The organism is Nocardia pseudobrasiliensis NBRC 108224, assembly GCF_001613105.1.
Taxonomy (GTDB): domain Bacteria; phylum Actinomycetota; class Actinomycetes; order Mycobacteriales; family Mycobacteriaceae; genus Nocardia; species Nocardia pseudobrasiliensis.
The window spans coordinates 19,549-32,339 of record NZ_BDBS01000075.1 but is presented as its reverse complement, the minus strand read 5'-3'; the positions used below and the strand labels follow the sequence as shown (position 1 = coordinate 32,339).

The window sequence follows — 12,791 nt, the reverse complement described above, 5'->3', positions numbered from 1 at the left end:
CGACCACGGCCAGTATCGATCCGCGCGCGGTCGTCGGTCTGGTCCAGGAGCACACGTTGCCGCTGCGGCGCAGCTATTGGCGCAGCGCGGGCAGCCTGCGCGACAGCATTGCCGAACTCGACGGCATGTGGCCGGTCACCGAATGCGATCTCGGCGGCAACGGGCCCGAGCGCCTGCGCGCCCGCGAGGCGGCCGCGCTGCTGGCCGTGGCGCGCTGGACCAAATACAGTGCCCTGGCCCGCACCGAGACCCGCGGTATGCATCGGCGCACCGACCATCCCGGTGAGGCGACCGATTGGCGCATCCGGCTGCACGCAGGTGGCGTCCAAAGCGTCTGGGTGCAGCCCGAACAGCGCGATCCCGGACCCGCGACCCCGCATGTGGATCTCACCCCGGCCTGAGCTCACACCGGGTCGGGTGGTCGCGGTGCGACAGTTCACCGAGGCCCGCCCGGTATGCGAGTTTCCCCTTACGTCGGGGTAATTCGCGCCCCTTACGCTCGGAAGATGGTTCTCGCCCCGACCAGCCGCCGCCAGGGGGATTTGGCATCCGCAACTTCCTGCTGGCAGAATGTTCCGATCCCTGGCCGACGCCACCGCCCGGTCGGGGAGGATGGTGAACCGCGACCCGTGACGCACTGCTCCGGATCCGCGGCCCACCCCACGGCATTGCCCGGACCCACCCGTCCGGTTCTGGCTCGACGGATCTGTGCAGCGATACGCCGTAATACCTGGTGCGGTTTGCCGCGATGACACTATCGAACGGTATTGCGCCGCATGGGTGAGCGTCATCAGCGCACCCGGCGAGTAACCCGAAAAACACTGATATCAAATACCCGACGGTAACCGCCAGACGGTTTAGTCGACACCGAGCAGGAGTGAAATCGTGTCACCCGTGACTGATGCACCGAACGCCGCCACGGCGAGCCGTGAAACCGATTCGGCGAGCCTGTCCGCTATTACGCACGAGGAAATTTTCGCGGGTCATCTCGGGGGCAAGCTCTCGGTGGAACTGGCCGCACCGTTGGAGACCCAGCGCGACCTGTCCATCGCCTACACCCCGGGTGTGGCGCAGGTCAGCCGGGCCATCCACGCCGACCACACGCTGGCCAAGCGCTACACCTGGACCGACCGTCTGGTCGTCGTGGTGAGCGACGGCACGGCGGTGCTCGGCCTGGGCGATATCGGCCCGCGTGCCTCGTTGCCGGTGATGGAGGGTAAGGCCGCCCTGTTCAAGAAGTTCGCCGGACTGGACTCGATCCCGATCGTGTTGGACACCAAGGATGTCGACGAGATCGTGGAGACCCTGATCCGGCTGCGCCCGAGCTTCGGCGCGGTGAACCTCGAGGACATCTCCGCCCCGCGCTGCTTCGAGATCGAGAAGCGCGTCATCGAGGCGCTGGACTGCCCGGTGATGCACGACGACCAGCACGGCACCGCGATCGTGGTGCTGGCCGCGCTCAACGGCGCCGCCAAGGTGCAGGGCCGCGGTGTCGAGGGTCTGAAGGTCGTGGTGTCCGGCGCCGGGGCGGCCGGTGTGGCCTGCACCAATATCCTGCTGGCCGCGGGCGTTTCGGACATCGTGGTGCTCGACTCCAAGGGCATTGTGAGCCGGGACCGCACCGATCTGAACGCCGTGAAGGCCGATCTGGCGCAGCGCACCAACCCGCGCGGCATCTCCGGCGGCGCGGTCGAGGCGATGGCCGGGGCCGATGTGTTCCTGGGTCTTTCGGCGGGCACCATCGCCGAGGAACTGATCGCCTCGATGGCTCCGGAGTCGATCGTGTTCGCGATGTCGAATCCCGATCCGGAGATCCACCCCGAGGTGGCGCATCGCTACGCCGCGATCGTCGCGACCGGCCGCAGCGACTTCCCGAACCAGATCAACAATGTGCTCGCCTTCCCGGGCGTGTTCAAGGGCGCGCTGGACGCCGGCGCCCGTCGTATCACCGAGGGTATGAAGATCGCCGCCGCCGACGCCATCCTGGCCGTGGTCGGTGACGAACTCGCTGTCGACAAGATCGTGCCGAGTCCGCTGGACCCGCGCGTCGCTCCCGCGGTCGCCGAGGCCGTGGCCGCCGCCGCGCGTGCCGAAGGCGTTGCGTAGCAAGGCCCTTCGGTTACCTGGCGGGCGCTTCGCTCAACGGCGAGCGAAGCGCCCCTTCCTGTTCGTGGTATTGATCGCCGTACTGCTGCTGTGCGGGGGCGCCGCGGTGACACCGGTGCGCACCGGCAGACTCGGCGAAACGGCCGTCGCGCTCGCGGGTGTCGCGCCCACCCCGCCGATGGGCTGGAACACCTGGAATTCCTACGGCTGTGATATCGACGCCGGGCTGACCGAGCACGCCGCCGACGCGATGGTGTCCACAGGTATGCGCGACGCGGGCTATCGCTATGTCGTCGTCGACGACTGCTGGTTCGCTCCCGATCGCGCGGAAAATGGTGCGCTGCAGGCAGATCCGACCCGGTTTCCCGGCGGAATGCGCGCGCTGGCCGATTATGTGCACGCGCGCGGCCTGAAATTCGGCCTCTACGAAAGTCCCAACGCCCGGACCTGCGCGCAGGTGGGCGGCAGCTATCCCGGCAGCACCGGCAGCCGCGGCCACGAGCGCCTCGACGCCGCGACCTTCGCCGCATGGGGTGTGGACTACCTGAAATACGACTGGTGTTCGACCGAATCGGATCCGGGCGCGCAGGTCGGCGCGTTCATCCGGATGCGGGACGCGTTGCGCGCCACCGGACGTCCGATCGTCTACAGCATCAATCCCAACAGCGATATCGACCGGACCCCGCCGGGTGCGCGTTACGACTGGTCGGGCGTCGCGACGACGTGGCGGACCACCAACGATCTGCTGCCGGGCTGGAAGTTGCGCGAGGGGCCGCAAGGCGATCAGGGCCTGCGCGAGGTCCTCGACGCCACCGGCCCGCTGACCGCGCGGCAGGGTCCGGATCATTGGCTGGATCCGGACATGCTGGTACTCGGGGTGCCGGGCGCGCCCGGCACGCCCTATCCCGGTCTCACCCCCGCCGAACAGCGCACCCAACTGGGTATGTGGGCCATGCTGGCCGCACCGCTGATCGCCGGTAATCCCTTGGCGTTCACCGGCGCGGAGACGGTGAAACTGCTGACCGATGCCGAGGTGATCGCGGTGGATCAGGACCCGTTGGGCGCGCCCGCCGAGCCGGTGGCCGGAAGCGGCGAGAAGGTCTGGCGCAGAGCGCTTTCCGATGGCTCGGTGGCGATCGCGCTGACCAATCCCGGCGACTCGCCCGCACGGATCACCGTGCCGCTCAGTGAACTTCGATTGGCTCGGTCGAATCACTATGTCGCCCGGAATCTCTGGGACAGTCGCGTCATACCGCTGGATCGTGCGCTCAGCGCCGAGGTCGCGGCGCACGACACCGTGCTGTTCCGCGTCGGTCCGCGCTAGCCGGTCATCCGCGGTGGCAGGCCCTGCGGTAGTCGATCAGGGGCTGGCGGACGGCGCGGAAGTCCTTCAGTTCCTGTGCGTGGTCTCGACGGTAGGTCTGTCGCTCGGCCTTGCGCTGATCCTTGGGCAGGGAATGGATCTTGGCGAGTTCGGCGGCCAGATCGGGATGGGCGGCGAGGAAGGCCGCGACCTGCGGGGCCACCTGGGCGCGAACCTGTGCGCGGGCGGCGGGACCGCAGTCGGGACCGTCGGCCGCGGCGAGGGTGGGGACGGCGAAGGTCAGGGCGGTGGTGGCCGCCGCGGCGGTGAGCAGTGTGGCGAGGGTGCGTTTCATGTCTTCGAATCTGCCCGGCCACGCTGAAGACGGGCTGAATCGGCCGGGATTCTTCAGCCGATCCTCAGCTCGAACAGCGCACCGGGCCCGCCGTCGAGCGGAGCGAGGCAGATCAGATCGCCGCCGTGCGCGCGAGCCGTGCCGCGGGCGATGGCCAGGCCCAGGCCGGAACCCTCGGAGCGGCGGGCGCGGGAGGCGTCGAGGCGGACCATGCGGTCGAAGATGCGCTCGCGGTCCCCCTCGGGCACACCGGGGCCGGTATCGCGCACCCGTACGACGGCGGTCGTCGCGAGGCGCGCGATCTCGACGGTGACGGCGCCGCCGGGGATTTCGGACATCGCCTGGCAAGCATTGTCGAGCAGATTGACCAGGATCCGGCCGAGGCGGTCGGGGTCGCCGGTGACGGTCATCGGATCGCCCTCGAGGTGAAAATCTATGTCCGGGTGCAGCATTCGCATCCGGTCGAGGTGGGTGCGGGCCAGTTCGTACAGATCCACCGGTTCGGTGCGCAGTTGCAGTCCCGCGTCGATGCGAGCCATATCGAGCAGATCCTCGACCAGTCGACCGGCGCGCTGGGCCTCGCGTATCAGCAGCAGGTGCATGCGGTCGCGTTCGGCGGGATCGGTTTCGGCGGGTTGATGCAGGATCGCCTCGGCGATCGCCCGGATGCCCGCGACCGGGGTGCGCAGCTCATGGGCCGCGTCGGCGACGAAGCCGCGCAGCTGCCGTTCGGAGGCGCGGGCGCGTGCCTCGGCTCCCTCGAGGGCGTCGAGCATTTCGTCGAACGCGCCCGCGGTACGGCCCAACTCGGTATCGGTGCGGGTGGGCGCGAGCCGCCGGCCGCGACCGCCCCGGGTGATCTCTCGGGCCAGCCGGGTCATCGAATCCAGCGGGGCGAGCGCCCGCCGCACGCCGAACCACAGACCGCCGGTGATCACCGCGATCGCCGCCGCGACCGCACCGGCCAGAACGAGGCCCAGCCGGGACTGCACCCGGGCCAGCAGGGGAGTGTCCACCTGCACCGTCAACCGCGCCCGGTCCAATTCACCCGGCGCCCTGAGGGTTACGCGCCGAATCGGGGAAGCCTCGGTATCGCGGCGGGCGTCGGGGTTGTCGTAGACGCGGCCGTCGGCCAGCTCCAGCCGCGCCCGGATCGATCGATTGTCGATCCGGCTCATCAACTCCGGTGCCGTAACCCCTTCCTGCGCAAGCTGTCTGGCCAACTGCACGCGATCGGTGAGCACGGCGTTCTCGCCGCGATGCACGACCACCGTGAACAACCCCTGCACCAGCAGCGCCGCCACCACCAGCGCCGCCGCGGAAACCGCCGCGGCGGTTAGGGTTACGCGCCTGCGCAGGGAGACCGTTCTCATCGTTCGCCCACCCGCAGTGCGTAACCCAGGCCGCGCACGGTGTGCAGCAGGCGCGGCCCGTGCTCCTCGAGTTTGCGGCGCAGGGCGCTGACGTGGACCTCCACCAGATTCGGGTCGTACGCCTCGTAACCCCAGACAGCCGTGAGGATCTGGGTCTTGGTGACCACCCGGTCCCGATGGCCCGCGAGATAGGCCAGTAGTTTGAATTGGGTGGCGGTCAACGCGATCGGCTCGTCGCCGCGCGATACCAGGCCGGAGTCCACGTCGACCTCGAGATCCCCGATCGTGATCCGGGTCCGCAACCGGCCCATCCGCCGCAGCAGCGCCTCGATGCGGGCCACCAGTTCGGTGAGGTCGAACGGCTTCACCACATAGTCGTCGGAGCCCGAGCGCAGGCCGCGTACCCGATCGGCCACCCCGTCGCGGGCGGTGAGCATGACCACGCCCGCGCGACATCGGGCTCGAACGGTATCGAGCAGGGCGAATCCGTCTCGGCCGGGCAGCATCACGTCCAGGACCACCACATCCGGCCGGAATCGGTCGAGATCGTCCTCGAGTCGGTCGCCGTGTTCGCGGGTCAATATCTCGTGTCCGGCCGCGGCGACCGCGGACGCGACCGCCACCCGAATGGCCTCGGCGTCCTCGATCAGAAGGATGCGTCCCGGTTCTCGCACGTCCACATTCTCCACCCGCGTTCCACCCGCGGGTGGTGGGTGGCAGCGCCCGCGACGGCGACCGTAGATGGCATGAGCATGCAGAACGCGGTCATCGAAGGCGCCCTGGTCGTCGCCGTGCTGGGGTGGATCATCTATCGGCAGAGCCAATGGCGGCCGCTGGACGCGGCGCGGATGTGGCGGGCGCCGGTCGTCATCGCGGTGATCGGGCTGGTGCAGATGAAGACCGCGGTAACGGGTTCGATCGGCGTGGTCGCGGTGGCGCTGCTGGTGCTGTCGGCGGTGCTGAGCCTGGCGGTCGGCGTCGCGATGGGGTGGCTGTCGCAGATTCGTGAGACCGACGGGCGGCTGTGGGCGCGCACCGGACTGCTCGGCTCGGCGCTGTGGTTCGTCCTGCTGGCCGTGCGGATCGGGGTGGACGTCTGGGCGCATATGCTCGGGGCGACCATCGTGACCGCGGTCGGGGTCATCCTGATCATGCTGGCGCTGAATCGGGCGGGTCGCACACTGGTGCTGACCTGGCGTGCCGAGCAGCTGCGGCCGATTGGGGCACACTGAATCCGATGATCGCCGCACCCTATACCCCCACGCGCCTGTCCAGGCTGTTACGCCTGGTCGGGTTCGTGACCGTGGTGGGCTGGTCGGTGAATCAATCGCTGTGGCAGCATCCGTGGCTCGTGGTGGGCGCGGTGATCTCCTGGATCGGCTGGGCGGGCTTCGTGCTGACTCCTACCGGTGCGCGAATATTCCTGTGCGCCATGGCGATCGGCGGCGGACTGACCGTGGACCAATTGATCGGATCGAAGATCACGGTCCTCGCCACGGTCTTCGTGGCCCTGTCGCTGGCCACCGAGCCGGTGCTGATCTGCCTGGGCATCGCGGCGCTGACCGTGCTGTGCAGTTGCGTGTCCATCGCCGCCACACCCGATCCGCCGCGCGCGCTGCTCGGTCTGCTGCTCGGACTCGGCGTTTCCGGCGTCATGGGCTGGAGCCGACGTCAGTCGCGAATCTCCGCGGAGCAGAATCGCCTACTGGTGGAACAGAATCGGATGATTCGCGTCGAACGCGATCGAGCCGCCGCACTGGCCGAACGCGGCCGCATCGCCCGCGATATGCACGATGTGCTCGCCCACACCCTCGGCGGGCTGGTACTGCAGCTCGACGCCGCCGACGCGCTGCTCGAGGCGGGTGAGGTGGACCGCGCGACCGAACGGGTCAAGGCCTCGCACCGGCTCGCGGCCTCCGGACTCGAGGACGCCCGCCGGGTGGTGGGTGCGCTACGGGCCGACGACTTCGACCTGAGCGTCGAATTGCAGCGGCTCTACGACGAATATCGCGGCGCCGGTGGGCAATTGGAGATCAGAACGGATGCCGAACTGCGCGGATCGGACCAGCAGGTGGCCGTGGCGCTGGCCCGGGCGGTGCAGGAGGCGCTGACCAATGCCCGCAAACACGCGCCGGGGCAGCCCGTGACGCTGACCATCCGCGACGAAGCCGCTCAGCTGGTGGTGACGGCGTCGAATCCGCTTGCCGCCCAGCGCATCACGCTCGCGGCCTCCGGCGCGGGCGCGGGACTGCTCGGCATGCGGGAGCGGATCGCCGCCTCGGGCGGCACGGTGGAGGCGGGAAAGGAGAACGGGCGGTGGACGATTCGAATCCGGGTGCCGCGTCGATGATCACCGTGGTGGTGGCCGACGATCAGACCACGGTGCGCGACGGGCTCACCACGGTGCTGTCGCTGCTGCCCGATGTGGAGGTGGTCGGCGAGGCCCGCGACGGGGCCGAGGCGGTGGAGCTGGTGCGCCGACTGGCTCCGCGCGTGGTGCTGATGGATCTGCGCATGCCCGGCATCGACGGCGTCGCCGCGACCGCGGCGGTCACCGCCGATCATCCGGACACGGCCGTACTCGTGCTGACCACCTATGCCGACGATGCGTCCATCGCCGGTGCGCTGCGCGCGGGCGCGCGCGGATATCTGACCAAGGACGCCGGCCGCGCCGAGATCGCGGCGGCCATCCGCTCGGTGGCCAGCGGTCACACCACCCTCGCCGCCGATGTGGGCGCGCGGCTGGTCTCCGCCCTCGGCGCGCCCACGCCCGGCCCCGACGTCGATCTCACCGATCGCGAACTCGACGTGCTGCGGCTGATGGCCCAGGGCCGCAACAACTCGGAGATCGCCAGGGAACTGTTCATCGGCGTCAGCACGGTCAAGAGCCATATCAATTCGCTGTTCGCCAAGCTCGGCGTGCGCGATCGGGGACAGGCGATCGCCTATGCGCATCGCACCGGAATCGCCCGCTGATCAGTGCGGAATCGATACCGAGGAGATGAACCGCGCCAACTGCTTGTCATCGATGGTGCGGGCCAGATCCGATTCGCAGATCATGCCGATCAGCCGCTTGCCGTTCCTCTTGTCGATCACCGGTACGCGCTTGATCTGATGGGCCTCCATCAGTTCGAGGACCTCGCTGACCTCGGTATCCGCATCGACCCAGCGCGGAGTGCCCTGGGCGAGGTCGCCCGCGCGCACCCGGCTGGGATCGTGGCCCTCGGCCACACAGCGGATCACGATGTCGCGATCGGTGAGCATGCCGATGAGACGGTCCTCATTGCAGATGGGCAGGGCCCCGACATCCAGATCGCGCATCACCTGGGCGGCGCGGTCGAGGGTTTCGTCGGCCGGAATGCAGGTCGCGTCCCGGTGCATGATGTCGCGGGCTGTCATGGCTTGCACGGCGAACCTCCTGTCTCGAACGGACGGAGTGGAGACTCCGGATGCCATGTCTTATCGTGACACAGATCACACAAGGGGTCGATCGGCCGCGAAGGACTCCAGGCCGATACCGCGATAGCCGCTGATCAGGCGGTTGTATTGCCGTCGGTTGCGGGCTAGGGGTGTGTCGGTGAGCCGGGTGGGAAGTACGCGATAGGCCAGCCGCAGGATCGTCGCCAGCGCCGCGAACTCCAGATCGTGGCGACGGGTCCAGCGCATCGGAAGATGTTGGCGCGCAGCGGGTTGCATGATGCCGTAGCCGAGGATCGCGCCGACGTGCCCGGCGGCGGGACGGGCCAGCAGCCACAGCGGATGGGCGAGGGCGGGCAGGAAGGGCGGGCGCGGCGGGCGGCGCACGGTTTCGGCGGCGGATTCCAGGGTGCTGGTGCGTTCGAGCCGCTCGGCGGCCATCCGGTCGTAGTGGACGCACAGGTCCGTGAAGCTTTCCACCAGCCGCGAGCGGCCGGGCAGTTGCAATCCGTCGACCTCGTCGCGCCACCGATCCCACAGCGCCTGATCGTCGGCCGCGGTGAGCTCGGTTCCGGTGAGCGTCGCGAACACGCCGCGATACATGAAGAAGGTGCTGATGAGAATCCAGTTCCAGCTCTCCGGATTCAGGGCGCTGTAGCGAATTCCATTGGCGCCCACGCCCTTGATATCGCGATGCAGCAGCTTGAGCCGTTCCATCTCGGCGCGGCGGTCGGATTCGGCGCCGTGGAATGCGATCTGATCCGAGGCCGCCGAGCGCATGGCTCGCTGCCACGGCGTATTGCGGATTCGGCCGGTCACCTCGAGGGCCTCCGAAACCTCCGGCAGCATGGCCTGATCGAACAGCGCCGCGGCGAAGGCGGCGACGAAGATCGAGCCGCTCACCTCGCCGAAGTGGTCGGCGATCGTGGTTGTGGCGGACGGGCCTGCGAGTCCGCGCATTTCCAGTACGTCATGGTTGACCGGGCACGACATCGGAGAACTCCCTTGTCCTCATCTGGTGCACCTTGGCACCAAAAATCTATGTGGTGTCAGGGTGCACCAGATAACTCGGCCCGTCAAGAGGCAGAATGGTCCGGATGGGATCGGTGACGCGCAGTTACGGCGGACTGTCGGCGGCCGAGCGCAGCGCCAAGCGGCGCGAGGCTCTGGTGGAGGCGGCGCTGGATCTGTTCGCCGAGGGCGGGCCCAACGCGGTCACCAAGCGATCGGTCTGTGCCCGCGCGCGGCTCAACGACCGCTACTTCTACGAACATTTCGCCGATCGCGACGCCATGCTCGAGGCGATCGCCCGCGATGTGACCGAGGACGGCCTGGCGGCCGTGGTCTCCGCGACGCTCGCCGCCGTGCCGCGGTCGCCCGCCCAGGTGCACGCCGCGGCCGATGCCGCGATCGCCTTCGTGACCGCGGATCCGCGCCGCGGCAAGATGCTGCTCGCCGCCACCACGACCGAGGTGCTGCAGCGCGCCCGCCACGACAGCGTCCGGGCGATCGCGACCGTCATGGCCGGGATGTCGGCCGATCTGCTCGGCGAATCCGCCCCGCCCCGACTCGATCTGGAGATGATGTCCTTCGCGGCGGTCAGCGGCGTGATGGATCTGGTCGCGGCCTGGCTGCGCGGCGAATTCGACACCAGCCGTGAGCATCTGGTCGATGTCGTCGCCGACGGTCTGCTCGCGGGCGTGACGCGGCGCTAGTCGATCGGGGCCGAGCGCCGCAGCCGTCCGGTGCCCGGCACGCTGGCCCAAACGGCGAACGCCAGGACCGAGTCCAGGATCAGGGCCAGTACGGCCACCAACAGCGCGCCGACCAGCACCCGGTCGTATTTGTAGAGGCTGATGCCGTCGAAGATGTAGCGGCCCAGGCCGCCGAGATTGACGTAGGCCGCGATGGTCGCGGTCGCGACGACCTGCAGTGTGGCGCCGCGCAATCCGGTGAGCAGCACCGGCATCGCATTGGGTATTTCGACGCGGAACAGCACCCGCGGCTCGCTCATCCCCATGGCCCGCGACGCGTCGACCACATTCGGATCGACATTCGCGATACCCGCGTAGGCGCCGGCCAGCAGCGGCGGTACGCCCACGGTGATGAGCGCGAGCACCGGCGGTATCAACCCCAGACCCAGCAGCAGCACCACGAAGGTGAGCAGACCCAGAGTGGGCAGGGCGCGCATGGCATTGGCGAAGCCGACGATCACGCCGCCGCCGCGGCGGGTGTGCCCGATGATCAGGCCGATCGGCAGCGCGATGGCCGCCGACAGCGCCACGGCCAGGAAGCTGTACCAGAGATGCTCCAGGATGCGCTGGTCGATTCCGGCGGGTCCGCCCCAGTTCGCCGAGGTGGTCAGATAGTGCCAGGCATCGATGAAAAGGTTCACGCGTCGGCCCCTTTCGCGAGATCCACCGACAGCCGAACCCGACGGGTGAGCGTGCGGCGGCCGGTATTGAGCCAGGGCGTGGCCCAGCGGCCGAGCAGATACAGCAGCCGGTCCACGATGAGGGCCAGCACGAGCACCACGATGATGCCCGCCACGATCTCGTCCGGATAGTCGCGCTGATAGCCCTGGGTGAACAGCTTCCCGAGTCCGCCGACGCCGATCAGCGCGCCGACGGTGACCGCCGAGATATTGGTGACCGCCACCACCCGCAGATTGGCCACGAAAACCGGTAGCGCCAGGGGGAATTCGACGGTCAGGGCGCGGCGCAACCGGGTGTAGCCGATGGCGTCGGCCGCGTCGAGGACCGCGGTCGACACCGAATCCAGGGCGGTGGGCACCGCGATCACCAGCAGTGCCACCGAGTAGACGCTCAGCGCGATGACCACATTCAGCGGATCGATGGTGGCGATCCCGGCCAGCGGGGGAATGATCACGAACAGCGCCAGTGACGGAATGGTGTAGGCGATGCTGGCAACGGTGGTCGTGATGCGGCGCAGCCAGCGCGCCCGCCGCGCCGCGGTGCCCACCGGAATGGCGACGACCAGGCCGATGATCAGCGGTATCAGCGCCAGCGACAAATGGGTGCGGGCGAATCCGGCGATTTCGGCGAAGTTGTCGATCAGATATCTCATCGCGCGTGTTCCGTCTCGAAGAAGTGCCGGTTGCGCTCGGCATCCTCGTCGGCGCGCTGCCGGGCCAGCTGTTCGATGACCTCGGTCGCGTACACGCCGCCGGTCGCCGCGCCCGAATCATCCACGGCCACACCGATTCCCGACGGCGAGGAGATGGCGGCGTCGAGCGCCTGGCGCAGATCGCCGCCGGGCGGGAACAGCGAACCGCCCGCCGCGACGCAGTCGGTCAGTTCGTGTCCGGCGCGAATGCCCTCGACTCCGGTGACATCCATCCAGCCGAGCGGATGCCGGGCCGCGTCTACCACCAGCACCCATTCACCCTGGGCGAGGCGCAGTTCGTGCACCTGCTCGGTGGTCGCGATGCGGATGTCGTGCACCGTCACGCCCTGCGCCCCGCGGAACGACAGGCCGCGATAACCACGATCGCGCCCGGCGAAGTCGGCCACGAAATCCGTTGCGGGCTGCGCGAGTACGTTCTGCGGCGCGTCGAACTGCTGCAGCACGCCGCCGCGGGCGAAGACCGCGATCTTGTCGCCCAGCTTGATGGCCTCGTCGATATCGTGGGTGACGAAGACGATGGTCTTGCGCAATTCCGCCTGCAGTCTTTGCATTTCGGCCTGCAGCTCCTCGCGCACCACCGGATCGACGGCGCTGAAGGGCTCGTCCATCAGCAGGACCGGCGGATCGGCGGCCAGCGCCCGCGCCACGCCGACGCGCTGCTGCTGACCGCCCGACAGCTGGGCCGGATACCGCTTGGCCAGCGCCCGGTCCAGGCCGACCCGATCCAGCACCTCCAGGGCCGCGGCGCGGGCCGCGCGCCGCGATTTGCCCTGCAGCACAGGTACGGTCGCGACATTGTCGAGCACCGTGCGATGCGGCAGCAGCCCGCCGCTCTGGATCACATAGCCGATACCGAGCCGCAGCTTCACCGGATCGACGGTCGAAATATCCTTGCCCGCCACGGTGATCGTGCCCGAACTGGGCACGATCATGCGGTTGATCATCCGCATCGACGTCGTCTTCCCGCAGCCCGAGGGCCCCACGAAGACGGTGAACGATCCGGAGTCGATCCGCAGATCCAGCTCGGTCACCGCGGTGGTGCCGTCCGGATAGGTCTTGGTGACGCCGCTGAACTCGATATCGGACATGT

14 protein-coding genes and 1 pseudogene are annotated in these 12,791 nt (G+C 68.7%); 7 read left to right on the top strand and 8 right to left on the bottom strand.

Going from position 1 to position 12,791, the window contains the following annotated elements; genetic code table 11:
- The 3 genes and pseudogenes from NP4_RS38485 to NP4_RS38475 form a co-directional block, all read left to right on the top strand.
- A pseudogene (locus NP4_RS38485) lies at positions 1-401 on the top strand (pyridine nucleotide-disulfide oxidoreductase); the annotation flags it as partial.
- 493 nt (positions 402-894) lie between these two features.
- Entirely contained in the window at positions 895-2,106 is a 1,212-nt protein-coding gene (locus NP4_RS38480) for an NAD(P)-dependent malic enzyme (protein ID WP_373863905.1), read from the top strand.
- A 64-nt stretch (positions 2,107-2,170) separates the two neighbouring features.
- Positions 2,171-3,430: a glycoside hydrolase family 27 protein gene (locus NP4_RS38475; RefSeq protein ID WP_245996853.1), complete on the top strand. Its 1,260-nt coding sequence runs from the start codon at positions 2,171-2,173 to the stop codon at positions 3,428-3,430.
- Positions 3,431-3,434: 4 nt separating this feature from the next.
- On the opposite strand, the gene NP4_RS38470 is transcribed toward NP4_RS38475, so the two are convergent.
- From NP4_RS38470 to NP4_RS38460, 3 genes are read right to left on the bottom strand one after another with little or no spacing between them, the layout of a single operon-like run.
- Positions 3,435-3,764, bottom strand: a complete 330-nt coding sequence (locus tag NP4_RS38470) for a hemophore-related protein (protein ID WP_068009252.1) — start codon at positions 3,762-3,764, stop codon at positions 3,435-3,437.
- 53 nt (positions 3,765-3,817) lie between these two features.
- Positions 3,818-5,137, bottom strand: coding sequence for a sensor histidine kinase (locus NP4_RS38465; protein WP_068009251.1), 1,320 nt, complete (start codon positions 5,135-5,137; stop codon positions 3,818-3,820).
- Positions 5,134-5,811: a response regulator transcription factor gene (locus NP4_RS38460; protein ID WP_373863904.1), complete on the bottom strand. Its 678-nt coding sequence runs from the start codon at positions 5,809-5,811 to the stop codon at positions 5,134-5,136. Before NP4_RS38460 ends, NP4_RS38465 begins: the two co-directional genes overlap by 4 nt.
- A 72-nt stretch (positions 5,812-5,883) precedes the next feature.
- Between NP4_RS38460 and NP4_RS38455 the strand changes: the two genes are divergently transcribed.
- The 3 genes from NP4_RS38455 to NP4_RS38445 are packed head-to-tail and all read left to right on the top strand — an operon-like array spanning position 5,884 to position 8,113.
- Positions 5,884-6,369 carry a hypothetical protein gene (locus tag NP4_RS38455; protein ID WP_068009249.1) on the top strand — a complete coding sequence of 162 codons (486 nt, stop codon included), beginning with the start codon at positions 5,884-5,886 and terminating at the stop codon, positions 6,367-6,369.
- Between the two features lie 5 nt (positions 6,370-6,374).
- A complete protein-coding gene (locus tag NP4_RS38450; protein WP_068009246.1) occupies positions 6,375-7,487 on the top strand; it encodes a sensor histidine kinase in 1,113 nt (370 codons plus the stop codon).
- Positions 7,454-8,113 (top strand): response regulator, encoded by a 660-nt coding sequence (locus tag NP4_RS38445; RefSeq protein WP_245996854.1) that lies wholly within the window; start codon positions 7,454-7,456, stop codon positions 8,111-8,113. The genes NP4_RS38450 and NP4_RS38445 overlap by 34 nt, the downstream gene beginning before the upstream one ends.
- Here the strand turns inward: NP4_RS38445 and NP4_RS38440 are convergent, their stop codons facing one another.
- Positions 8,114-8,536, bottom strand: coding sequence for a CBS domain-containing protein (locus NP4_RS38440; RefSeq protein WP_068009242.1), 423 nt, complete (start codon positions 8,534-8,536; stop codon positions 8,114-8,116).
- Positions 8,537-8,611: 75 nt separating this feature from the next.
- Positions 8,612-9,547 carry an oxygenase MpaB family protein gene (locus NP4_RS38435; RefSeq protein WP_082876606.1) on the bottom strand — a complete coding sequence of 312 codons (936 nt, stop codon included), beginning with the start codon at positions 9,545-9,547 and terminating at the stop codon, positions 8,612-8,614.
- Between the two features lie 104 nt (positions 9,548-9,651).
- On the opposite strand from NP4_RS38435, the gene NP4_RS38430 reads away from it, so the two are divergent.
- Positions 9,652-10,269 (top strand): TetR/AcrR family transcriptional regulator, encoded by a 618-nt coding sequence (locus tag NP4_RS38430; RefSeq protein ID WP_068009267.1) that lies wholly within the window; start codon positions 9,652-9,654, stop codon positions 10,267-10,269.
- Here NP4_RS38430 and NP4_RS38425 read toward each other — a convergent pair.
- The 3 genes from NP4_RS38425 to NP4_RS38415 are packed head-to-tail and all read right to left on the bottom strand — an operon-like array spanning position 10,266 to position 12,789.
- Positions 10,266-10,949: an ABC transporter permease gene (locus tag NP4_RS38425; RefSeq protein WP_068009237.1), complete on the bottom strand. Its 684-nt coding sequence runs from the start codon at positions 10,947-10,949 to the stop codon at positions 10,266-10,268. The two genes, NP4_RS38430 and NP4_RS38425, sit on opposite strands and share 4 nt — an antisense overlap.
- Positions 10,946-11,641, bottom strand: a complete 696-nt coding sequence (locus NP4_RS38420; protein WP_068009235.1) for an ABC transporter permease — start codon at positions 11,639-11,641, stop codon at positions 10,946-10,948. The genes NP4_RS38425 and NP4_RS38420 overlap by 4 nt, the downstream gene beginning before the upstream one ends.
- Positions 11,638-12,789 (bottom strand): ABC transporter ATP-binding protein, encoded by a 1,152-nt coding sequence (locus tag NP4_RS38415; protein ID WP_068009233.1) that lies wholly within the window; start codon positions 12,787-12,789, stop codon positions 11,638-11,640. The genes NP4_RS38420 and NP4_RS38415 overlap by 4 nt, the downstream gene beginning before the upstream one ends.
- Positions 12,790-12,791 lie beyond the last annotated feature (2 nt).

Bases quoted from the DNA above. Each gene is read 5' to 3' on its own strand.
- NP4_RS38470 (WP_068009252.1), bottom strand. From the start codon at position 3,764: ATGAAACGCACCCTCGCCACACTGCTCACCGCCGCGGCGGCCACCACC.
- NP4_RS38465 (WP_068009251.1), bottom strand. From the start codon at position 5,137: ATGAGAACGGTCTCCCTGCGCAGGCGCGTAACCCTAACCGCCGCGGCG.
- NP4_RS38455 (WP_068009249.1), top strand. From the start codon at position 5,884: ATGAGCATGCAGAACGCGGTCATCGAAGGCGCCCTGGTCGTCGCCGTG.
- NP4_RS38450 (WP_068009246.1), top strand. From the start codon at position 6,375: ATGATCGCCGCACCCTATACCCCCACGCGCCTGTCCAGGCTGTTACGC.
- NP4_RS38440 (WP_068009242.1), bottom strand. From the start codon at position 8,536: ATGACAGCCCGCGACATCATGCACCGGGACGCGACCTGCATTCCGGCC.
- NP4_RS38435 (WP_082876606.1), bottom strand. From the start codon at position 9,547: ATGTCGTGCCCGGTCAACCATGACGTACTGGAAATGCGCGGACTCGCA.
- NP4_RS38430 (WP_068009267.1), top strand. From the start codon at position 9,652: ATGGGATCGGTGACGCGCAGTTACGGCGGACTGTCGGCGGCCGAGCGC.
- NP4_RS38420 (WP_068009235.1), bottom strand. From the start codon at position 11,641: ATGAGATATCTGATCGACAACTTCGCCGAAATCGCCGGATTCGCCCGC.
- NP4_RS38415 (WP_068009233.1), bottom strand. From the start codon at position 12,789: ATGTCCGATATCGAGTTCAGCGGCGTCACCAAGACCTATCCGGACGGC.